This is a genomic window from Microbacterium arabinogalactanolyticum, assembly GCF_030268005.1.
GTDB classification, from domain to species: Bacteria; Actinomycetota; Actinomycetes; order Actinomycetales; family Microbacteriaceae; genus Microbacterium; species Microbacterium arabinogalactanolyticum.
On record NZ_BRZC01000004.1, the window covers coordinates 726,883 to 746,851 of the forward strand.

Sequence of the window (19,969 nt, forward strand, 5' to 3'; positions counted from 1 at the left end):
ACTATGGTGGCCACGTGCCCTTCAGCCGGATGAACTCGTTGGTCCTGCTGTCGGCGGCAGCCGGCCTCGGCGCCCTCTGGCTCTGGGCCGAGCTCGTCGACCGCCGTGCCAGCATGCGCTGGCTCGGCGGCGGAAGACCCGCGGTCGGAACGCCTGAACGCACGCATGCCGTCGTCGTACTCGGCTACGGCAACCGCGGCGAGCGCGCCAACCTCGTGAACCGCTTCCGCATACGAGCCGGCGTCCGATCGCTCGATCCCCGGTCCGAGAACCTGCTGGTGCTCTGCGGCGGGCCCGTGCACAGCAGCACGTCCGAGGCCGTCATCATGCAGCGCTACGCTCGCGAGCACCTCGGCTACGGCGGCCCGACGGCGCTGGACACGACCAGCCGCTCCACGCGCGAGAACATCGCGCACGCGATCCCGCTCATCGAGCACGCCGACACGATCGCCATCGTGTCGAACGCCCCGCACGCCGAGATGGGCAGGGAGATCCTCTGGAACGAGCGCCCCGATCTCGCAGTTCGGCTCGTCCGGGGCGCCGAGCACCGTCTCGGCGAGGCCCCCGTCCTGAAGATCCTCGGGGCGCTGCGCGCGACCTACGCCAAGCGCACAGCGCTGTGGCGTCGAAGCTCCCGGAGCATCACGCCGGATCTGCAACCACCTCGACCTTGAACCCGTCCTCGTTCTCGAGCCAGCCGGCGTAGTGATCGGGGCCGCCGGCATGCGGGTACCGCTCTGCGTAGAGCGGGGTCCATCCGTACCCGGCCGCCGCGCGCATGAGCGCGTCCACCGCGTCGCGATTACCGCCGTGGAACGCCAGGTGGTTCAGCCCGGGCCTGCGCCGGTCGTGCTCCGTCCCCATCAGGTTCGGCGACGTGGTGAGCGTGAGGTAGGCGTCTCCGGCCCTCCAGGAGCGTCCCTCCGCCCACTCCTGGGCGAGCGTGAAACCGAGCCGGTCCAGAAGCCATGCCCAGGCATCGGACCCGGTGAGGTCCGCGACCCACAGCTCGACATGATGGAACCCGGCCACGCTCACTTCATCCCTCGGTCACGACCGATGTCAGGAAGTCCACGACCGCGGGCGCGATCGATGCGCCGACCTCGTCGGCTGGGCGTTTGCGCCCCTTCACCTCGAAGGAGTGGCCGCCACCCTCGAACCAGGCGATCCGGGCGTCCTGGCATGACGCCACCGCCTGCTCCAGCTGCGACAGCGGCTGCACGAACGGATCGTTCGTCCCCTCCACGAACAGCTGCGGAGGGCGCACATCGGGCAGGTGCTCCACCCGCGGCTTCTCCGGCCTGCCGGGCGGATGCAGTGGGTAGCCGACGTACACGAGCCCGTCGACCTCCAGCCCCTCTGCGACTGCCATCGACGCCATCCTGCCGCCGTACGACTTGCCGCAGGCGAAGACGGGCACGCCGGGCGCCTCGGCGCCCGCGGCAGCGACCATCGCCCGCCAGGTCAGGATCGCGTGCGACGCCGGGCCGGGCATCCGCCTGCCCGCCTCGGAGTAGGGGAAGTTGAATCGCACGGTCGTGAACCCGGCATCCCGCAGCGCGCCGGCGAAGCCGACCAGGAACGGGTGCTCCATCCGCGCGCCCGCACCGTGCGCGATCGCGACGACCCCGCGTGACGGCCCCGCCGGCCTCTCCCAGGCGGTGCTCACCTGCACCTCTCCGGACGGCAGCTCGACCGAAAGGCTCATGCCGTGTCCCGCATGAACGGCAACCGCACGAGCTCACCGCGACGAGCGCGCAGCGTGCCGGCGATCACCACCACCAGATGCACCAGGCAGACAACCGCATACAGGGTGATCGGGATGCCCTGCGGGAAGAACCCGGATGCCTCGCCCGTGTGCGCTGCGAGCCGGATCAGGCCGAGCACGAGCTGCAGGAGCAGCAGCCCGGTCGAGACCACCAGGAAGATCGCGCCCCATCGCCGCGCCGCCGCCGCGTTCGCCTTGGCCAGCGGCCCCTGCCGCGACAGCGTGCCGTACGCGGCCACCATCGCACCACCGGATGCCAAGGATCCCAGCATCGGCACCGGGAGCAGGATCAGCAGTCCCAGCGCCCACGCGGAGACGCCGGTCGCCTCCCGCCCGTAGGTCATCGCGGCTCGGACGACGCGCCGTCGGCGCCCTTGGCCGCATCCGGCGACGCGTGCTCGGCGGTGTCCGTGGCATCCGCCGGAGGCGCGGCATCGGCGGGCGGCGCCGCGGGAGCAGGAGGCGCGGCGGGAGCCGGAGGCGCCGGCGGATAGGCGGGCGCCTGCGGAGCAGCATCCGCACCCGGCGCCGGCAGCCGCTCGCCGAACTGCGGCGGCTTGCTCAGGTCGACGGTCGGGCGCGGGGTCTCCTGGCGCTCCGACCCCAGCACCTGACGCGCCTTCGCCAGCGACGCCGCCTGCACGCGCACCTCGTAGTGGTCGGCGAGCATCTGCGTCATGCTCGCGAAATCCCGGCGCCGCCGGATGATCGAGTAGGTCACCAGGCTCATCACCATGCCCAGCGCGACCCCGATCAGGATGAAGCCCAGGAAGAGAGAGACGGGAGCGTTCGAATTGCCGAAGAGCATGACCGCCGAGAGCACGAGGCCGATCAGCACGCCGTTGATCGCGCCCGACCGGGCTGCTGCCGCATAGCCGAGCCTGCCCGTCACGCGCTCGACGGTGCGCACGCCCTGCCCCACGATCGCGATGTCGCGGGCGGGCACCTCGCCGGCGATCAGCTTCGAGACGGTCTTCTGCGCGACCTCGTAGTCGCGTGACGACGCGACCATCTCGCCGAGGTCGGTGCCGTTCCCGGGCCGATTCATCATGCTCATCGTCCCATTGTTCCAGACTGCCCGGTGAGAGGTCATCCGACGGCGCTCCCGGCGATGCGCCGACTACGCTGGAAGCCGTGAGCACACAACGGGTTTTCGCCGCGCGCCTGGCCGGCTGCGCCGTCTTCGATCCCGTGGGCGACCGGCTCGGCAAGGTCCGGGACGTCGTCATCGTGTACCGAAAAACGGCTGCTCCGCGTGTGATCGGCCTGGTCGTCGAGATCCCCGGGCGTCGTCATGTGTTCCTCTCCATCGGGCGCGTCACCTCCATCCGTGCCGGACAGGTGATCAGCACCGGGCTCATCAACGTGCGCCGCTTCCAGCCGCGTCCCGGCGAGGTTCGCGTGCTCGCCGAGTTCCTGGGCCGTCGCGTCAGCCTCGCCGACGGGAGCGGCACGGCCGTGATCGAGGACGCCGCGATCGAGCAGGACCGGCACGGCGAGTGGGCCATCACGCAGCTGTTCCTGCGCAAGCCGAAGACCAGCGCCTCGCCGTTCGCGAAGGGCCCGACGACGTTCGCCTCGTGGAACGAGGTCACCGAGCAGCAGCAACCCGGCGAGGCCCAGTCCGCCGAGCAGCTGGTCGCCACGTACTCCGAGCTGCACGCGGCGGACCTCGCGACGACGCTGCTCGACCTGCCCGAGCAGCGCCTGATCGAGGTCGCCGAGGAGCTCCCCGACGAGCGTCTCGCCGACGCCCTCGAGGAGATGCCCGAGGACGAGCAGGTGGGCATCCTCGACCGCCTGGGCGACGAGCGCGCCGCCGACGTGCTCGACGAGATGGAGCCCGACGACGCGGCCGACCTGCTCGCACAGCTGCCTCCCGAGCGCCTGGAGCAGCTGCTGGCGCTGATGGAGCCGGAGGAGGCCGAGGACGTGCGCACCCTGCTGCGCTACGGCCCCGACACCGCCGGCGGTCTGATGACCACCGAGCCGATCATCCTCTCCGCCGACGCGACCGTCGCCGAGGCCCTCGCGCTGATCCGCCGGCACGAGCTGCACCCCGCCCTCGCCGCCGCGGTGTTCGTCACGCTGCCCCCGTTCGAGACCCCGACCGGCCGTCTGCTGGGCGTCGTGCACTTCCAGCGGATGCTGCGCTATCCCCCGCACGAGCGCCTCGGCGCCATCCTCGACGACAACATCGAGCCCGTGTCCGTCACGGCATCCGCCGCCGAGGTCGCGCGCATGCTGGCCAGCTACGACCTGGTCTCGCTGCCCGTCATCGACTCCGCGCACCGCCTGGTCGGCGCGATCAGCGTCGACGACGTGCTCGACTACCTGCTGCCGAACGACTGGCGAACGCACGACGAGGACGAGCCGGAAGCGAGCGGGACGCGATGATGGCCCGCAGCTCCACCAGCCTCGACACGCCCCGTGGGCGCACCGGCGCAGCCCGTCCCTCCGCACCCTCCCGCGACCGCTTCGGCCGGTTCACGGAGTGGGTCGCCCGCGCGATGGGCACTCCGGCCTTCCTGGTCATCCTCACACTGTTCTGCGCGGCGTGGATCGTCTGGAACATCGCCATGCCGGAGCCGCTGCGATTCGACGACGCCGCGCTGGGCTTCACCGCGCTGACCCTCATGCTGTCGCTGCAGGCGTCGTACGCCGCTCCCCTCATCCTGCTCGCGCAGAACCGTCAGGACGACCGCGACCGCGTGCAGATCGAGCAGGACAGGCAGCGAGCCGAGCGCAACCTCGCCGACACCGAATACCTCGCGCGAGAGATCGTCGCCCTGCGGCTGGCGCTCGAGGAGCGCAACTCCCAGATCGTCACCCGGGACGTGCTGCGCCAGGAGCTCAAGTCGCTGCTGGCCGAACTCGACAGGGACGCCACGACGGACACCGCGGCCGAGAGCGCGCCGTGACGCTGTCCGAGCAGGTGCGCGCGGCCGTCTCGGCGGTCACCGACCCCGAGCTTCGCCGCCCCATCGGCGACCTGGACATGGTCCGGGACGTCGCCGTCGACGGAAGCGCCGCGACGGTGTCGATCGTGCTCACCATCGTCGGATGCCCCGCCGCGCGGCGCATCGAGCAGGATGTCCGGGATGCCGCGGCATCCGTCTCCGGCATCGCCGAGGTGACGGTGGACGTGGGCGTGATGACGCCGGACGAGCGGCGTGCGCTCACCGAGCGGCTGCGCGGGGGTCGCGCGGCTCGCCAGATGCCGTTCGGTCCCGACTCGCTCACCCGCGTGATCCTCGTCACCAGCGGCAAGGGCGGTGTCGGGAAGTCCACCGTCACGGCGAACCTCGCGGTCGCTCTGGCCCAGCAGGGCCTGCGGGTCGGCCTGGTGGATGCCGACGTGCACGGCTTCTCGATCCCCGGGCTGCTCGGGATCGCACCCGGCACCCAGCCCACGCGCATCGACGACCTGATGCTGCCCCCGGTCGCGCACGACGTGAAGACCGTCTCCATCGGCATGTTCCTGCGCGAGGGCGAGTCCGTCGTCGCGTGGCGCGGCCCCATGCTCCACCGCACCGTGCAGCAGTTCCTCACCGACGTGTTCTTCGGCGACCTGGACGTGCTGCTGATCGACATGCCTCCCGGCACCGGCGACATCGCCATCTCGATCGGCCAGATCCTGCCGCACGCGGAGGTGCTCGTGGTGACCACACCGCAGGCGGCTGCGGCCGAGGTCGCCATCCGAAGCGGGCTGGTCGCGCGCCGCACGGGTCAGCGCGTGATCGGCGTGGTCGAGAACATGGCGCCGTACGCGCTGCCCGACGGCACCGTGATCGATCTGTTCGGCTCGGGCGGGGGCGCGGAGGTCGCGAAGGCGCTCAGTGCCCCCGGTGATCACGGTTCGGTCGCCGAGGACGTGCCGCTGCTGGCATCCATCCCGCTCTCCCCTGCGCTGCGGCAGGGCGGGGACGCCGGGAGGCCGGTGGTGCTGGAGCAGCCCGAAGACGCCGCAGGCGCCGCCATCATCTCGCTGGCGCACACGATCGCGCACCGCGGACGGGGGCTCGCGGGTCGCGCGCTGCCGATGCGCGTGAGCTGACGCGATCCCTCATCCGGACGGGGCGGATCCCCCGACGGGTCAGGTCGCCTCGACGTCGAACGGCGGCGGGCTCATCCGGCTGAAGACCTGACGGGTCATCGGAGCGCGCTCGGGGGCCGCGACAGGGTCGGTCGTGAACGGGTTGGACGTGGTCGCGGGGGCGCTGTCGAAGGCGGGCTCCTCGAACAGCGCATCGCGGATGATGCGACGAGGGTCGTACTGGCGGGGATCGAGCTTGCGCCAGTCCACGTCGTCGATGTCCTCGCCGAGCTCGTCCTTCATCTTGTCCTTGGTGTCGCGCAGGTACGCGGCCGCCTGACGGGCGAACCTCCTGAGCGCCTCCGCGGCCTTCGGCAGACGCTCGGGACCGATGATGAGCACAGCGACAATGCCGATCAGCAGCAGCTTGTCCATGTCCAGGCCCCAGTTCATCCCACCAGGCTACCCGCCGCGCCTCCCCTCCGGATGCACCCGAGACGCCTACGCTGGTCGGTGACCGAAGTTTCAGGAGAATTGCCATGAGCGAGCACGACGCGAACGCCCGATTCGCCCGCGAGACGATCGTGGAGCCCGCGCCCATCTCCCGCGCACGCACCCACGCGCTCGAGCTGGGCGCCGCCCCCATCAGCCCCGGAATCGGGGCCCAGTACGCCGTGCTGGCGGCATCCGTCGCCGCGCGATCGATCGTCGAGATCGGCACCGGTGCCGGTGTGTCCGGACTCTGGCTGCTGCGCGGTGCGCCCCAGGCCGTGCTCACCACGATCGACAACGAGCCCGAGCACCTCGCCGCCGCACGTCAGGCGTTCGCCGAGGCGAAGATCCCGCCGGCCAAGGCGCGGTTCATCACCGGCCGCGCGGCGGACGTGCTGCCGCGCATGAACGAGGGCTCATACGACATCGTCCTGATCGACGCCGACCCGGAGAACGTGATCGAGTACGTCGAGCACGGGCTGCGCCTGGTGCGCCCGGGCGGTCTGGTGCTGGTCCCACGGGTGCTGGCAGGGGGCAAGGTCGCCGACCCCGTGCAGCGCGATGAGGTCACCTCCGCGTACCGCTCGCTGGTGCAGGAGACGCAGGAGTCCCCCGCCGTGCTCGCGGCCCTCTCCACGACGGGCGAGGGCCTGCTGCAGCTGTCGCGCATCGCCTGACGGCGCCCACACCAGCCGAAGGCGCAGACGAGAAGAGGGGCGATGGGTTTCCACCCATCGCCCCTCTCGCGTCCTCGCCGATCAGGCTGCAGTCACGACGGCGCTCAGTACGTCGTGAAGCTCCTTCGCCTCGGCATCGTTCACGGAGACGACCAGACGTCCGCCTCCTTCGAGCGGAACGCGCACGATGATGAGACGCCCCTCCTTCACGGCCTCCATCGGTCCGTCGCCGGTCCTCGGCTTCATCGCTGCCATCGTGGCTCCCTTTCCCTCGGTGGTATGCGTCAAGTTTATCGTCAGCATCCGACCTGAGCATGTCAGCCCGACACAATCGCCGGTCAGACGGCCTGTGCGCCCGCTCTGATCCCGCTACGGAACCTGGTAGAACGTGCTGGCGATCCCGTACATCGACACGATCCACAGCCACTGCGCCAGCAGGCACAGCCCGAGCATCCCCCACCGGTACGTGCGCGAGCGCGGCACCGCCAGAGCACCCCACAGCGGGGTCAGCGGCATGAGCAGCCGGAGCGTGCTGGACTGCGGGAAGAACACCGCGAGCAGGTAGAGCAGGTAGCTCGCGCTCCACAGGCGGATCTCCGGGCCGAGCCTGCGCACCGAGGCGGAGCGCAGCAGCAGCGCCGCCACAGCCACGACCAGCACGACGAGCACGATCACGCCACCGCCGGCGGGAACCCCGAGCTGCCCCGCCCAGAACTCCGCGCCGCGCACGAACCCCTCGAAGGGGAAGAAGCTGTCGTTCGATTCGGGGAGCCAGTTGCGCCGCCAGGCCAGTTCGGTCTTCAGATAGGCGGACGGGTCACCCGTGACGACGCCCGCGATCACCTGCCAGGCGAAGCCGACCATCACGGAGAGCAGGCCGAGCGCCACGATGTGCACGACGTGCCGCACCGGAAGAGGTTCGCGATCGCGGCGCAGCCAGCGCAGGATGCCGTGCAGTCCGAGGAACAGCGCGAACGCCAGGATGCCGGGACGCGTGAACCCCATGACGGGGAGCACCAGGTAGAGCCAGGCGTACTGCCGCCGCGCGACGAGGTCGAGCCCGAGCAGCAGCAGCAGCGTGAAGAGCGCCTCGGCGTAGCCCACCTGGAACAGCGCGGCGAGCGGTCCGCTGGCGAAGAACGCGACCGCCCACATCGCCGCCGAGGCTCCGATGCGCGGGCGCAGCAGGCGGTGCAGCACGATGCATGCGAGGAGCCCCGAGACGAGCGACACGAGCAGGGCACCGAGGCCCCAGTCCCCGAGGCCGACCGCGTTCGCGAGGTATGCGTACACCGGCATGAACGCCCAGGAGTTCTCGGCCACCTGCCCGGTGGCGGTGGAGGGCAGAACGTGCGGGTAGCCGTTGACCGCCACCCACCAGTACCACTGCGCGTCCCAGCCCAGCACGAACGAGCGCAGGCTCGGCGCCGGTCCGAAGCGCGACTGGGACGTCGACACCGTGGACGCCAGGACGAGGAACCCCGTCGTGACGAGCCTGGCGGTCAGGTAGACGAGCGCGATGCGGCCGATCACCGGGACGCGCGCCCAGCGCCGCAGCGCGGAGCTCAGGATGCCGTGAGCCACGCCCGCAGCCCGCGTTCGACCGCCTCGATCTGCGCGAGCGGCACCCGCTCCTCGTCGTGGTGGGCGAGATGCGGGTCGCCGGGGCCGTAGTTGACGGCGGGGACGCCCAGCGCGGAGAAGCGCGCCACATCGGTCCAGCCGTACTTCGCGTGCGCCTCGCCGCCGACGGCGGCCAGGAAGCGCTGCGCGATGGGCGCGTCGAGTCCGGGGCGGGCGCCGGCCGCGGCATCCGTGATCTCGACCTCGAAGCCGTCGAAGGCGGCGCGGATGTGCGCCTCGGCATCCGCCACGCTCTTGCTCGGCGCGAACCGGTAGTTGACCTCGACCTCGCACAGGTCGGGGATGACGTTGCCCGCCACCCCGCCGCGGATGCTGACCGCGTTCAGTCCCTCGCGGTAGCCGAGCCCCTCGACCATGATCTCGCGGGCACGGTACTCGGCCAGACGTGTGAGGATCGGGGCGGCGCCGTGGATGGCGTTCTCGCCGACCCAGGAGCGCGCGCTGTGCGCCCGCACACCGCGGGTGCGGATCACGGCGCGCATCGTGCCGTTGCATCCGCCCTCGATGCGGCCGACGGACGGCTCCCCGAGGATCGCGAAGTCGGCCTGGAACAGGTCGGGGCGATCGGATGCCAGCAGGAACAGGCCGTTGAGCGACTCCTGGACCTCTTCGTTGTCGTACCACATCCAGGTGATGTCGGCCGCGGGCTCGGTGAGCTCGGCGGCGAGCTTGAGCTGCACCGCCACGCCGGCCTTCATGTCGACCGTGCCGCGCCCCCACAGGTGCGGGACGCCGTCGATCTCGATGTCTCGGGTGGGCACGTTGCCGTTGATGGGGACCGTGTCGATGTGGCCCGCGATCACGACGCGCTGCGCGCGGCCCAGGTCGGTGCGCGCCACGATCGTGTTGCCGTGCCGCGTCACCTCCAGGTGCGGGAACGCTCGCATGGTCTGCTCGATCTCGTCGGCGAGGCGGGCCTCGTCGCCGGAGACGCTGGGGATGTCGCAGATCACACGGGTGATGTCGGCAGAGGATGCGGTCAGATCGAGCACCATGTCACCCACACTAAACCGTGCGTCACATGCCCAGCCTCCGCATGTCCTGTCGCGCTAGCGTTGCAGGATGAGCACAGCACGCACGGTCTGGGGCACGGGCCTCAGCACGACCGCCTCCGACGGCACCGTCCTGGACGCATGGTTCCCCGAACTCGGCTTCGGCGAGCAGGATGCCGAGGACGCCGCCGCGGCCGCCTTCACCTGGGACGCCTTCGCCGAACCCGACGAGCGTCGCGGCGTGACGGTCGAGTTCGTGCAGCTCAGCATCGACCTGGACGCCGCTGTCGCGTCCACCCCTGACGCCTACCTGCGTCTGCACGCGCTGTCGCACCTGCTCGTGCGACCGAACGAGGTCAGCCTGGAGGGCATCTTCGCGCACCTGCCCACCGTGGCCTGGACCAACGCGGGACCCATGCTCCCCGCCGACGCGGCGCGGCTGCGGCCGCTGCTGCAGCGTCACGGCATCCAGGTGCAGGGACTGGACAAGTTCCCCCGCCTCACCGACTACGTGCAGCCCGCGGGCGTGCGCATCGCCGACGCCTCGCGCGTGCGGCTGGGCGCGCACCTCTCCCCCGGGACGACCGTGATGCACGAGGGCTTCGTCAACTTCAACGCCGGCACACTGGGCGCCTCGATGGTCGAGGGACGCATCTCGCAGGGCGTGGTCGTCGGAGACGGCAGCGACATCGGCGGCGGCGCCTCGATCATGGGCACGCTGTCCGGTGGCGGGACGCACCGCATCTCGGTGGGGGCCCGCACCCTGCTCGGCGCGAACGCCGGAATCGGCATCTCTCTGGGCGACGACTGCATCGTGGAAGCAGGGCTCTACCTCACGGCGGGCACCAAGGTCGAGCTCGCGGACGCCGCACCGACGGCCGAGGGCCGCCGGCAGACCGTGAAGGCCGCCGCGCTCTCCGGCGAGGACGGTCTGCTGTTCCGCCGCAACTCCCTGAGCGGTGCGGTCGAGGTCGTCCGGCGCGCGGGCGCCGGCGTCACGCTGAACGAGGCGCTGCACGCCTGACCCGGTACCGCTTCGGTCGTCGACACCCCCATCTGCCGTCGACACCCCTGTCTGCGGACGTCCGCAGACAGGGGTCTCGGCGGCAAGTGGGGGTGTCGGCGTATGCGCGGGGGTGTCGGCTTATGCACAGCCGCGGCCATCGGCGACTGCTAGGGTTGATCCGACGCCCCTCGCCAAGCGAGACGTCTGCGTCGTCGACACACTTCCGCCCCGGCATCCGGTCCGCGGTCACATCTCGAGCGGCGAACCGATGCGCGAACCCGCGCCGTCGCCCATTCCGCAGCATCCCTGCGCCTTCCTTATGGAGACACCCATGCCTTCCTTCCTCGATCTCGGCGTGCCCGCCGCCCTCGCGAACGTGCTCGCGGCCGACGGCAAGTCCGAGCCGTTCGCCATCCAGCGCGACACCCTCCCCGACTCCCTGGCCGGGCGGGACGTGCTCGGCCGCGGCCGCACCGGCAGCGGCAAGACCATCGCGTTCGCGCTGCCCCTCGTTACGCGGCTGTCGGCATCCGCCGCGCAGCGCCGCCCCGGCCACCCCCGCGGCCTCGTGCTCGCCCCCACGCGTGAGCTGGCCACGCAGATCGCCGCCACCGTCAAGCCGCTCGCCGAGGCCGTCGGGATGCGTGTCACCACCGTGTTCGGCGGCGTCAGCCAGCGTCCGCAGGAGCAGGCCATGCGCGCGGGCGTCGACATCGTCGTCGCCTGCCCCGGCCGCCTCGAGGACCTCATGAAGCAGGGCGTCGTCTCGCTGGACTCGGTGGACGTCGCCGTGCTCGACGAGGCCGACCACATGGCCGATCTCGGCTTCCTGCCCGGCGTCACCCGCATCCTCGCCGCCACGCCGAAGAACGGCCAGCGGCTGCTGTTCAGCGCCACGCTCGACCGCGGCATCGACGCGCTCGCCAAGCGCTTCCTGCACGACCCCGTCAGCCATGAGGTCGACGAGGCGAGCGTTCCGGTCGGCGAGATGACCCACCGGGTGCTCGTCGCGGCGGATGCCGATGCCAAGAAGCAGCTGGTTCAGGACCTCGCATCCGGCGAGGGCCGCCGCATCCTGTTCACCCGCACCAAGCACCACGCGAAGAAGCTCGCCAAGCAGCTGAGCACCGCGGGCATCCCCGCCGTGGACCTGCAGGGCAACCTCGGGCAGAACGCGCGTGAGCGGAACCTCGCCGCCTTCAGCGCCGACCCCGCCGACGGCGGCGTGCGCGTGCTGGTGGCCACCGACGTCGCTGCGCGCGGCGTGCACGTGGACGACGTCGAGCTCGTCGTGCACGTGGACCCGCCTGTCGAGCACAAGGCGTACCTGCACCGCTCGGGCCGCACCGCGCGTGCCGGCGCCGCGGGCACGGTCGTCACGCTCACCCTGCCCGAGCAGCGCCGCGATGTGAAGGACATCCTGCGCAAGGCGCAGATCACCGTCCCCCTCGAGGACGCCACGCCAGCGATCGTCGAGGAGCTCGTCGGCGAGCGCGCCGCGAAGGTGAAGTACGTCCCGGTGGTCACGCAGCCCCAGGGCAAGCCGAAGGCGAAGCCGGCGCAGACCACCGGCGAGCAGCGACCGGCCGGTGGCCGCTCGGGCCGTCGCCGTTCCGGCCGCGGCGGGGAGAGCACCCCGCGCACCGAGGGCGGTCAGCGGCAGAGCGGCGGTCAGCGGCAGGATGCCGCCGGACGCTCGGAGCACTCGCGCACCCGCTCGCACGGTCAGGGCAGCCAGACCCGCTACACCACGCAGACCGGCGCACCGTCCGGTCAGCACGCCAACGGCGGCCACGGCGCCGCTCGTCCGGCCGCGAACGGCCAGCAGCACTCCTCCGGTCGCGCACGCACCGGGTCGCGTCGCGCCAGCCGCCCGCAGGGCCGCTGAGCCGATACATTCCGGGGGCCGACACGCCACATCTCGGACGTTCTCGCTGGAGACGTCCGGAGAGTGGCGTGTCGGCCCCCGTTCTGCATCCGGACGCGCGACGCCGCGCGGGCGATGTCAGCGCCGGATGGCGTTGATCGCGAGGTTCAGGACGCGCTCGCGCTGGGCCGGGCTGTCGTAGGAGGCCACGGCCGCGACGCCGGAGACGAGCTTCACGACGTCGCTGATGGTGATGTCAGGATCGACGGCGCCGGCCTGCTGCGCGCGGGAGAGCAGCGGCTCCCCCGCCGACAGCATGATGTGGCGGCACTGCGTCAGCACCGAGGACTCGCGGTTGAGACCGTCGAGGAGCGCGTGCTTGGTGCCCACATACGAGACGAAGCGGTCGAGCCAGGCGCGCAGCGCATCCCAGGGCTCCAGCGAGGCGACCTCGAGGGCCGACGCCGCCAGCGCGTCGACCTCGCCGAGGTACAGGGTCTCGATGAGGTCGTCGCGCGTGGGGAAGTTGCGATACAGGGTGCCGATACCCACCCCCGCACGACGGGCGATGTCCTCCAGCGACGCGTCGGATCCGGACTCCGCGAAAGCCGCGCGCCCGGCCGCCACCAGGGCGTCGAAGTTGCGCGCGGCATCGGCCCGCTTGGGGCGTCGTTCCGCCAGAGCGGATGCCGGTGCCACCGTCGTCACGCTGACCTCCAGGGATGTCGGAAAAAAGTCTGTTCGGGCACTTGCGAACCGGAGGGTTCCTCCGGTAACTTTCTAACCGGAGGCTTCCTCCGTTCGGAGCCACTCTCCGATTCTACCTCTCCTCTCTGCAAGATCGGAAGGACCATGACCATCCGCTCGAACCACCGGCCCGCCTATGCGGCCGTCGCCGTGAGCGTCGCGTCGATCGCGCTGCTCCAGAATCTCGTCATCCCCGTCATCCCCATGATCGAGGCCGACCTGCGCATCGACTCCGATGCCGCGACCTGGACCATGACCGCCTGGCTCATCGCCGCGGCCGTCGCCACTCCCCTGCTCGGACGCGTGGGCGACCTGCGCGGACGACGGGCCACTCTTCTCGCCGTCCTCGGCCTGGTCATGCTCGGCGATCTCGTCGCCGCATTCGCGCCCGACATCGGCGTCCTCATCGCCGGGCGCGTCCTGCAGGGCGCCGGCGGCGCCGTCTTCCCCCTCGCCTTCGCCCTGCTGCGTGAGTTCATGCCCCCGGAGCGCCTCACCGGCGCCATCGGCTCCGTGAGCGCCCTGATCGGCATCGGCGGGGCCGCGGGCAGCGTGCTGGCCGGCCCGCTCTCGGCCTCGATCGGCTGGCGCGGCCTGTTCGAGGTGGCACTCATCGCGGCCGCGATCGGTGCCCTCCTCACCGTCGCGTGGATCCCACGGTCCGCCACCCGTGCCACCGGTCGGCTGAACACCCTCTCCGGAGTGCTGCTGTCGGGCTGGCTGGTCGCCCTGCTCCTCCCCCTCGCCTCCGGCGCGCACTGGGGCTGGACCAGTCCCGCCACGCTCGGACTGTTCGCCCTCGCGGCCGTGCTGCTCGTGGCATGGGTCGTCTCGGAGCTGCGCTCCGCGACGCCGCTGGTCGACATCCGGATGCTCGCGCACCGCAGCATCTGGCCGGTGAACGCCGCCGGCGTGCTGATCGGCGTGGCGGTCTTCGGATTCTGGGGCTACCTGCCGCTGTTCCTCGAGGTTCCCGCCGAAACCGGCTGGGCGCTCGGCCTCACCGCGCAGACCGCCGGACTCGTGCTGGTGCCCCTGCTGGCGGGCATGTCCCTGGCCGGTTTCGCCACCGGAGCGCTCAGCCGCGTGCTCGCGCTGCGCATGCAGCTCGTGCTGGGTGCACTGGTGATGGGAGCCTCGGTGATCGCCGCAGTGCTCTTCCACGCCGCGGTCTGGCAGCTCGCGATCGCGGGCGGCGTCTTCGGCATCGGAGTGGGCACCGCCTACGCCTCGATGGCGAGCATCATCGTCGAAGGGGTGCCCGCGAGCAGCGTCGGCATCGCCACCGGCGTGAACGCGAACCTGCGCTCGATCGGATCCGCGATCGGATCGGCGCTGATGACCGCGATCGTCTTCGGCTCCCTCGACTCCGGCGGGCGACCGTTCGAGAGCGGCTACGACACCGCCTGGATCACGATCGCGGCCGTCGCGGTGCTCGCCGCCGTCATCGTGGCCGTCGTCCCGGTGAACCGTCGCCGCGACGAGGCGTCGGTTCTCCTCCCGACCGCCCCGCAGCCGGTGCTCGCCGACGCGGCCTGACGTCACCGCCGGTTCGCCGGAACAGACGAGAACGGCCCCGGGATCCTCAGAGGATTCCGGGGCCGTTCTGCGTGTCACGCTCAGTGGCCGGGGTAGGCGCGCTCCGGCGAGCCGACGTACAGCTGCTGCGGACGGCCGATCTTGGTCTGCGGGTCGAGGTTCAGCTCGCGCCACTGCGCCAGCCAGCCGGGCAGGCGACCGATCGCGAACAGCACGGTGAACATGCGGGTCGGGAAGCCCATGGCCTTGTAGATCACGCCGGTGTAGAAGTCGACGTTCGGGTACAGGCGGCGCTCCTTGAAGTAGTCGTCCGCGAGGGCGATCTCCTCGAGCTCCTTGGCCAGGTCGAGCAGCGGATCGGTCACGCCGAGCTCGGCGAGCACCTCGTCGGCCGCCTCCTTGACGAGCTTGGCGCGCGGGTCGTAGTTCTTGTAGACCCGGTGGCCGAAGCCCATCAGCTTGACGCCCTCCTCCTTGTTCTTCACCCGCTCGACGAAGCGCTGCACGCTCTGACCCGACTCGCGGATCTGACCGAGCATGGTGAGGACGGCCTCGTTGGCGCCGCCGTGCAGCGGGCCGGACAGCGCCTGGATGCCGGCGGAGATGGACGCGAACTGGTTCGCCCCCGTCGAGCCGACCAGGCGCACGGTCGAGGTGGACGCGTTCTGCTCGTGGTCCTCGTGCAGGATCAGCAGCAGCTCGAGCGCCTTCGACATCACCGGGTTGACCTGGTACTCCTCGGAGAGCACGCCGAAGTTGAGCTTGAGGAAGTTGTCGACGAAGCTCAGCGAGTTGTCCGGGTAGAGGAACGCCTGGCCGACGCTCTTCTTGTGCGCGTACGCGGCGATGACCGGCAGCTTGGCGAGCATGCGCACCATGTTCAGCTCGACGTGCTCGGGATCGTGCGGGTCGGTCTGGCCCTCGTAGTACGTCGACAGCGCGGCGACCGCGGAGGACAGCACCGACATCGGGTGCGCGGTGTGCGGCAGCGCGGAGAAGAAGCGCTTGAGATCCTCGTGCAGCAGCGTGTGACGGCGGATCTTCTCGTCGAAGTCCGCGAGCTCGTCCGCGGTGGGCAGCTCGCCGTAGATGAGCAGCCAGGCCACCTCCAGGTAGCTCGTGCGCCCGGCCAGCTGCTCGATCGGGTAACCGCGGTAGCGCAGGATGCCCTGGTCGCCGTCGATGAAGGTGATCGCGGACTTGGTGGAGGCCGTGTTCACGAACCCGTAGTCCAGACCGGTGTACCCGGTCTGGCGCGTCAGCGTGGAGAAGTCGATGCTCCCCGCTCCGCTGACAGCTGGCAGCAGAGGGAACTCCGCGGTCGTGTCACCGATCGAGAGAGTCGCCTTGTCCGGCTGAGCTGCGCTCACGCCAACCTCCTGCTGCGTCTGTGTCGTCGTGGACGATGTGTGGCGCAGAGCGCCTGCCGGTGAACGGCCGCATCGCGTTTACAGCCTAGCCGCGCCTCCGGCCTACTGTGACATCCACCAAGATATGGACGGTTTCACGCCGGAAACCGACAAATCACCTCAGGGAGCGGATGCCGAGAGCCGCTGCGCGGCCTGCGCCACCCGGTCGAGCGGGGCGGTCAACGAGATGCGGACGTGGTCGGCGGAATGGTCACCGTAGAAGTGTCCGGGGCCCGCCAGGATGCCGAGGTCGGCGAGGCGGCCCATCGACTCCCAGGCGTCGCGCCCCTCGGTCACCCACAGGTACAGCCCTGCCTCGGAGCCGTCGATGCGGAATCCGGCCGCCGTGAGCGCGGGCACGAGCAGCTCGCGCCGCTGCCGGTAGAGCTCCTTCTGCGCGGCGACGTGCTCGTCATCGCGCAGCGCCACCGCCATGGCGTGCTGCACCGGCGCCGGCGGCATGAGGCCGAGGTGCTTGCGCGCTGTCAGCAGATCGCCGACGACGCGCGCGCATCCTGCCACGAGGGCGGCGCGGTAGCCGGCGAGGTTGGACTGCTTGCTGAGGGAGTAGACGCTGAGCAGACCGGAGCGGGTCCCTCCGGTGACACGCGGGTCCAGCACGGAGGGGATCGGCTCGGATGCCCAGGTGCCGTCCCAGCCGAGCTCGGCGTAGCACTCGTCGCTGGCGAGCACGGCGCCCAGTTCGCGGGCGCGTCGCACGGCGGCGGCGAGCTCCTCGACGCTCCAGGTGCGCCCGTCCGGGTTCCCCGGAGTGTTGATCCAGATCAGCTTCGCGCCCTCGGGCCACTCCGCGGGGTCGTCGGCGGCGATCGGGGTCGCCCCGGCGGTGATCGCGCCGACCGCATAGGTCGGGTAGGCGACTCGCGGATGCACCACGATGTCGCCCTCGCCGAGCCCGAGCAGCAGCGGGAGCAGCGCCACGAGCTCCTTCGAGCCGATCGTGGGGATCACGTTCTTGACCGCGAGGTCCGGCACACCGCGACGGCGCGCGTACCACTCGACGATGGCCTCGCGCAGCGCAGGCGTACCCACCGTCTGCGGGTACGCGTGCGCGTCGGTGGCCTCGGCGAGCGCGGCGCGGATCACCTCGGGGGTCGGGTCGACGGGCGAGCCGATGGAGAGGTCCACGATGCCGTCAGGATGCGCCGCAGCACGCTCCCGGTAGGGCTCCACCGCATCCCAGGGATAGTTCGCGAGGTCGCGGACGCCCACTCACTCCCCCTGCGGGGGCAGGGCGGAGACCACGGCGTGGTCGTAGGGCAGCACGCCGACCTTGGCGGCACCGCCCGGGGAGCCCAGCTCGTCGAAGAACTCGACGTTGGCCTTGTAGTAGTCGGCCCATTCCCCAGGGAGGTCGTCTTCGTAGAAGATCGCCTCGACCGGGCACACCGGTTCGCAGGCGCCGCAGTCCACGCACTCGTCGGGGTGGATGTACAGCATCCGCTCACCCTCGTAGATGCAGTCCACGGGACACTCATCGACGCAGGCGCGGTCCTTGACGTCGACGCAGGGAAGGGCGATCACATACGTCACGTGACCAGTCTACGACGCGCGCGAGTGCCGATCGCCCGCCGCCGCGGCGGATGCCGACAGCCGGCGCACCTTGGAGAGGTCCGGCCACATGACCACGAGCACGACGATGCCCGCCGCCACATACATCCAGATATTGCCGAGCGGCGTGTTCGGCACGACCACGGATCCGCCCGGGCCGCGCTGTGAGATCAGCAGGATCAGCGCCATCATCCCGAAGCCCGCCGCCAGCGCCGCCCAGCGGTCGCCGGTCAGGGTGCGCAGGGCGATCAGCAGCGCCGCGCACGCGATCGCGCCGAGGATCATGCCCACCGGCACCGGTCCGAGTGTGTAGCTGTGCGCGATCGTGGCCGCCACGCCGTAGACGCCGCCGATGAGGAGGGCGGCGAGCCAGGACAGACCGCGGGAGATCACAGAGCGCACTCTCTCAGGTTACCCGCGGATGCTGTGGATGCATCGTCGCTGCCCGGTGCCCTCAGGACACCCGCGGATGCTGTGGATGCGCCGCCGCTGCCGCCGCGCTCAGACCGCCCAGCCCACCAGTCTGAGCAGCGCGGCGACCGCCGCCGCCGCGACCACCACGACGAGGAACGACTGCCGCATCCAGAGCAGGCCTGCGGCCACGAGCACCGCGGGAACCCGGGCATCCACCATGATCGCCTGGCCGGCTCCGAGCGACTGCACCGCCACGAGCGCCCCGAGCAGCGCGACGGTGAGCAGATCGGAGATCCGCGCGGGGCGCGGCGCCTCCAGCAGGCGCGCAGGGATGAGATAGCCGACGGCCTTCAGGCCGACGCAGATGCAGGCGGCGAGCAGCACCGCGTTCCACACGGTCATGACGCCGCCCCCTCGACCGACGGGGCGTCGCCGTCCCGCCCGAGCCAGTTGAACCAGCCGACGACGATCGCGACCACGGCCGCGACGAGCACCGGCATGCCCGGCATGAGCACGGGTGTGAGCGCGGCGGCGACGACCGCCGCGGCGACGCCGACGGCGATGGCCTGGCGCTGCTTGAGCCGCGGCCAGAGCAGGGCGAGGAACGCCGCGGCCGCGGCGGCATCCAGGCCCCACGACTTCGGATCGCCGAGCACGTCGCCCAGCAGGGCGCCGGCCAGCGTCGTGAGGTTCCAGCCGATGAACACACCCAGCCCCGTGATCCAGAATCCCAGCCGGCCGAGCGCCGGGGACTCCTGCGAGATCGCGACGGCCGTCGACTCGTCGATGGTCACCTGCGCTGCGGCCGTGCGGCGCCAGAATCCGTTGCCGATGAGGGGCGACATCCGCATGCCGTAGGCGACGTTGCGCACCCCCAGCAGGGCGGCGGATGCGATGGCCGAGGGCAGCGCCGCGAGCCCGCCGGCGCCGAACACTCCGATGAACGCGAACTGCGAGCCGCCGGTGAACATCACCAGGCTCAGCACGCAGGTCTGCCAGATGTCCAGGCCGGAAGCCACCGCGAGAGCGCCGAAGGAGATGCCGTAGGCGCTGGTCGCGATGGCCACGCCGAGGCCTTCGCGCCACACCTCCCGGACGGCACGGGTCGCGGCATCCGCCTCTGTTCGATTCGCCGAACGCATGACCAACATTCTGAACGTATTGAGGATGTCCGTCAAGTCGAACGATCGTTTGCGATACTGAACACATGGAACTGCGCGAACGCATCGCCCATGCCCTGCGACGCGAGCGGGAGGCCGCCGGCATCTCGGTCTCGGAGCTCGCCCGCCGTGCCGGCGTCTCGAAGGCGACGGTGTCGCAGCTGGAGAGCGGAGCCGGGAACCCCAGCGTGGAGACCCTGTGGGCCCTGGGCGACGCACTCGGCATCCCGTTCGCCACTCTCGTCGACGAGCGCACGACCGCGCCACGGCTGATCCGCGTCGGGGACCACGCGGGCGTTCCCTCGGCGGCGGCCCCGTACCTCGCGACGCTGCTGTCGGCGGCGGCGCCCGGCACACGCCGGGACATCTACCTCATCCAGGCCGAACCGGGCGAACCGCGGCGCTCACTCCCCCACCGGCACGGCACGACGGAGCACGTCGTCCTGGTCTCGGGCGAGGCCCTGATCGGCCCCGCAGAGGCCCCCGAGCTCCTGCATCCGGGTGACTACCTGTCGTATCCGGGCGACGCCCCGCACGTGTTCGAGGCGCGGCTCACCGGAACCAGCGCGGTCCTGGTCAGCGAGCTTCGCTGACCAGGACCGCGCGCGGGGCGAGACTCCGGCTCAATACCAGTTCACGGCCTGCG

Annotated in this window: 24 protein-coding genes; 9 read left to right on the top strand and 15 right to left on the bottom strand. The window is 71.1% G+C overall.

Features of this window, described 5'->3' with window-relative positions; translation table 11 throughout:
* Positions 1-14 precede the first annotated feature (14 nt).
* Entirely contained in the window at positions 15-674 is a 660-nt protein-coding gene (locus tag MIAR_RS07915) for a YdcF family protein (protein ID WP_285633836.1), read from the top strand.
* Here the strand turns inward: MIAR_RS07915 and MIAR_RS07920 are convergent.
* Genes MIAR_RS07920 through MIAR_RS07935 form a run of 4 tightly spaced genes read right to left on the bottom strand, consistent with a single transcriptional unit; the run spans position 643 to position 2,825 of the window.
* Entirely contained in the window at positions 643-1,032 is a 390-nt protein-coding gene (locus tag MIAR_RS07920) for a VOC family protein (protein ID WP_285633839.1), read from the bottom strand. The genes MIAR_RS07915 and MIAR_RS07920 overlap by 32 nt on opposite strands.
* 7 nt (positions 1,033-1,039) lie before the next feature.
* On the bottom strand, positions 1,040-1,708 hold the full coding sequence (locus MIAR_RS07925) for an alpha/beta hydrolase family protein (RefSeq protein ID WP_285633842.1): 669 nt from the start codon (positions 1,706-1,708) through the stop codon (positions 1,040-1,042).
* A complete protein-coding gene (locus MIAR_RS07930) occupies positions 1,705-2,112 on the bottom strand; it encodes a magnetosome magnetite crystal formation protein family (protein WP_285633845.1) in 408 nt (135 codons plus the stop codon). The genes MIAR_RS07925 and MIAR_RS07930 overlap by 4 nt, the downstream gene beginning before the upstream one ends.
* Positions 2,109-2,825, bottom strand: a complete 717-nt coding sequence (locus MIAR_RS07935; protein ID WP_285633848.1) for a YflT domain-containing protein — start codon at positions 2,823-2,825, stop codon at positions 2,109-2,111. The genes MIAR_RS07930 and MIAR_RS07935 overlap by 4 nt, the downstream gene beginning before the upstream one ends.
* Positions 2,826-2,902: 77 nt before the next feature.
* On the opposite strand from MIAR_RS07935, the gene MIAR_RS07940 reads away from it, so the two are divergent.
* The 3 genes from MIAR_RS07940 to MIAR_RS07950 are packed head-to-tail and all read left to right on the top strand — an operon-like array spanning position 2,903 to position 5,825.
* Entirely contained in the window at positions 2,903-4,165 is a 1,263-nt protein-coding gene (locus MIAR_RS07940) for a magnesium transporter (RefSeq protein ID WP_285633851.1), read from the top strand.
* On the top strand, positions 4,165-4,689 hold the full coding sequence (locus MIAR_RS07945; RefSeq protein ID WP_285635699.1) for a DUF1003 domain-containing protein: 525 nt from the start codon (positions 4,165-4,167) through the stop codon (positions 4,687-4,689). Before MIAR_RS07940 ends, MIAR_RS07945 begins: the two co-directional genes overlap by 1 nt.
* A complete protein-coding gene (locus MIAR_RS07950; protein ID WP_285633854.1) occupies positions 4,686-5,825 on the top strand; it encodes an Mrp/NBP35 family ATP-binding protein in 1,140 nt (379 codons plus the stop codon). Before MIAR_RS07945 ends, MIAR_RS07950 begins: the two co-directional genes overlap by 4 nt.
* Before the next feature lie 39 nt (positions 5,826-5,864).
* Here the strand turns inward: MIAR_RS07950 and MIAR_RS07955 are convergent, their stop codons facing one another.
* Complete coding sequence (locus MIAR_RS07955; RefSeq protein ID WP_285633857.1) at positions 5,865-6,257, bottom strand: twin-arginine translocase TatA/TatE family subunit; 393 nt, start codon at positions 6,255-6,257, stop codon at positions 5,865-5,867.
* An 86-nt stretch (positions 6,258-6,343) separates the two neighbouring features.
* Here MIAR_RS07955 and MIAR_RS07960 point away from each other — a divergent pair, with 86 nt between their 5' ends.
* Positions 6,344-6,973 carry an O-methyltransferase gene (locus MIAR_RS07960; RefSeq protein WP_285633860.1) on the top strand — a complete coding sequence of 210 codons (630 nt, stop codon included), beginning with the start codon at positions 6,344-6,346 and terminating at the stop codon, positions 6,971-6,973.
* A gap of 81 nt (positions 6,974-7,054) precedes the next feature.
* Here the strand turns inward: MIAR_RS07960 and MIAR_RS07965 are convergent, their stop codons facing one another.
* From MIAR_RS07965 to dapE, 3 genes are all read right to left on the bottom strand, one after another.
* On the bottom strand, positions 7,055-7,228 hold the full coding sequence (locus tag MIAR_RS07965; protein WP_285633863.1) for a DUF3117 domain-containing protein: 174 nt from the start codon (positions 7,226-7,228) through the stop codon (positions 7,055-7,057).
* 114 nt (positions 7,229-7,342) lie between these two features.
* Positions 7,343-8,557: a hypothetical protein gene (locus MIAR_RS07970; RefSeq protein ID WP_285633866.1), complete on the bottom strand. Its 1,215-nt coding sequence runs from the start codon at positions 8,555-8,557 to the stop codon at positions 7,343-7,345.
* Positions 8,539-9,612, bottom strand: a complete 1,074-nt coding sequence (gene dapE, locus MIAR_RS07975; RefSeq protein WP_285633869.1) for a succinyl-diaminopimelate desuccinylase — start codon at positions 9,610-9,612, stop codon at positions 8,539-8,541. The genes MIAR_RS07970 and dapE overlap by 19 nt, the downstream gene beginning before the upstream one ends.
* 67 nt (positions 9,613-9,679) lie before the next feature.
* Between dapE and dapD the strand changes: the two genes are divergently transcribed.
* Positions 9,680-10,633: a 2,3,4,5-tetrahydropyridine-2,6-dicarboxylate N-succinyltransferase gene (dapD, locus tag MIAR_RS07980; RefSeq protein WP_285633872.1), complete on the top strand. Its 954-nt coding sequence runs from the start codon at positions 9,680-9,682 to the stop codon at positions 10,631-10,633.
* A 313-nt stretch (positions 10,634-10,946) separates the two neighbouring features.
* Positions 10,947-12,503, top strand: coding sequence for a DEAD/DEAH box helicase (locus tag MIAR_RS07985; protein ID WP_285633875.1), 1,557 nt, complete (start codon positions 10,947-10,949; stop codon positions 12,501-12,503).
* 117 nt (positions 12,504-12,620) lie between these two features.
* Here MIAR_RS07985 and MIAR_RS07990 read toward each other — a convergent pair whose 3' ends face one another.
* Positions 12,621-13,190, bottom strand: a complete 570-nt coding sequence (locus tag MIAR_RS07990) for a TetR/AcrR family transcriptional regulator (RefSeq protein ID WP_285633878.1) — start codon at positions 13,188-13,190, stop codon at positions 12,621-12,623.
* A gap of 144 nt (positions 13,191-13,334) precedes the next feature.
* On the opposite strand from MIAR_RS07990, the gene MIAR_RS07995 reads away from it, so the two are divergent.
* Positions 13,335-14,768: an MFS transporter gene (locus MIAR_RS07995; RefSeq protein WP_285633881.1), complete on the top strand. Its 1,434-nt coding sequence runs from the start codon at positions 13,335-13,337 to the stop codon at positions 14,766-14,768.
* An 80-nt stretch (positions 14,769-14,848) separates the two neighbouring features.
* On the opposite strand, the gene MIAR_RS08000 is transcribed toward MIAR_RS07995, so the two are convergent.
* The 6 genes from MIAR_RS08000 to MIAR_RS08025 form a co-directional block, all read right to left on the bottom strand.
* Positions 14,849-16,138 (bottom strand): citrate synthase, encoded by a 1,290-nt coding sequence (locus MIAR_RS08000; RefSeq protein ID WP_285633885.1) that lies wholly within the window; start codon positions 16,136-16,138, stop codon positions 14,849-14,851.
* Between the two features lie 159 nt (positions 16,139-16,297).
* The gene (dapC, locus tag MIAR_RS08005) at positions 16,298-17,410 is read right to left on the bottom strand and encodes a succinyldiaminopimelate transaminase (RefSeq protein ID WP_285633888.1); all 1,113 of its coding nucleotides are present in this window, start codon (positions 17,408-17,410) and stop codon (positions 16,298-16,300) included.
* Entirely contained in the window at positions 17,411-17,731 is a 321-nt protein-coding gene (gene fdxA, locus MIAR_RS08010) for a ferredoxin (RefSeq protein ID WP_285633905.1), read from the bottom strand.
* 9 nt (positions 17,732-17,740) lie between these two features.
* The gene (locus MIAR_RS08015) at positions 17,741-18,151 is read right to left on the bottom strand and encodes a histidinol dehydrogenase (protein ID WP_285633907.1); all 411 of its coding nucleotides are present in this window, start codon (positions 18,149-18,151) and stop codon (positions 17,741-17,743) included.
* Positions 18,152-18,250: 99 nt separating this feature from the next.
* Complete coding sequence (locus MIAR_RS08020) at positions 18,251-18,565, bottom strand: AzlD domain-containing protein (RefSeq protein WP_285633909.1); 315 nt, start codon at positions 18,563-18,565, stop codon at positions 18,251-18,253.
* Positions 18,562-19,305, bottom strand: coding sequence for an AzlC family ABC transporter permease (locus MIAR_RS08025; RefSeq protein WP_285633911.1), 744 nt, complete (start codon positions 19,303-19,305; stop codon positions 18,562-18,564). The genes MIAR_RS08020 and MIAR_RS08025 overlap by 4 nt, the downstream gene beginning before the upstream one ends.
* A 65-nt stretch (positions 19,306-19,370) precedes the next feature.
* Between MIAR_RS08025 and MIAR_RS08030 the strand changes: the two genes are divergently transcribed.
* A complete protein-coding gene (locus MIAR_RS08030) occupies positions 19,371-19,916 on the top strand; it encodes a helix-turn-helix domain-containing protein (protein ID WP_285633913.1) in 546 nt (181 codons plus the stop codon).
* Positions 19,917-19,969 lie beyond the last annotated feature (53 nt).

Bases quoted from the DNA above. Each gene is read 5' to 3' on its own strand.
- MIAR_RS07925 (WP_285633842.1), bottom strand. From the start codon at position 1,708: ATGAGCCTTTCGGTCGAGCTGCCGTCCGGAGAGGTGCAGGTGAGCACC.
- MIAR_RS07930 (WP_285633845.1), bottom strand. From the start codon at position 2,112: ATGACCTACGGGCGGGAGGCGACCGGCGTCTCCGCGTGGGCGCTGGGA.
- MIAR_RS07935 (WP_285633848.1), bottom strand. From the start codon at position 2,825: ATGAGCATGATGAATCGGCCCGGGAACGGCACCGACCTCGGCGAGATG.
- MIAR_RS07945 (WP_285635699.1), top strand. From the start codon at position 4,165: ATGGCCCGCAGCTCCACCAGCCTCGACACGCCCCGTGGGCGCACCGGC.
- MIAR_RS07955 (WP_285633857.1), bottom strand. From the start codon at position 6,257: ATGAACTGGGGCCTGGACATGGACAAGCTGCTGCTGATCGGCATTGTC.
- MIAR_RS07960 (WP_285633860.1), top strand. From the start codon at position 6,344: ATGAGCGAGCACGACGCGAACGCCCGATTCGCCCGCGAGACGATCGTG.
- MIAR_RS07965 (WP_285633863.1), bottom strand. From the start codon at position 7,228: ATGGCAGCGATGAAGCCGAGGACCGGCGACGGACCGATGGAGGCCGTG.
- dapE (WP_285633869.1), bottom strand. From the start codon at position 9,612: ATGGTGCTCGATCTGACCGCATCCTCTGCCGACATCACCCGTGTGATC.
- dapD (WP_285633872.1), top strand. From the start codon at position 9,680: ATGAGCACAGCACGCACGGTCTGGGGCACGGGCCTCAGCACGACCGCC.
- MIAR_RS07985 (WP_285633875.1), top strand. From the start codon at position 10,947: ATGCCTTCCTTCCTCGATCTCGGCGTGCCCGCCGCCCTCGCGAACGTG.
- MIAR_RS07995 (WP_285633881.1), top strand. From the start codon at position 13,335: ATGACCATCCGCTCGAACCACCGGCCCGCCTATGCGGCCGTCGCCGTG.
- MIAR_RS08020 (WP_285633909.1), bottom strand. From the start codon at position 18,565: ATGACCGTGTGGAACGCGGTGCTGCTCGCCGCCTGCATCTGCGTCGGC.
- MIAR_RS08025 (WP_285633911.1), bottom strand. From the start codon at position 19,305: ATGCGTTCGGCGAATCGAACAGAGGCGGATGCCGCGACCCGTGCCGTC.
- MIAR_RS08030 (WP_285633913.1), top strand. From the start codon at position 19,371: ATGGAACTGCGCGAACGCATCGCCCATGCCCTGCGACGCGAGCGGGAG.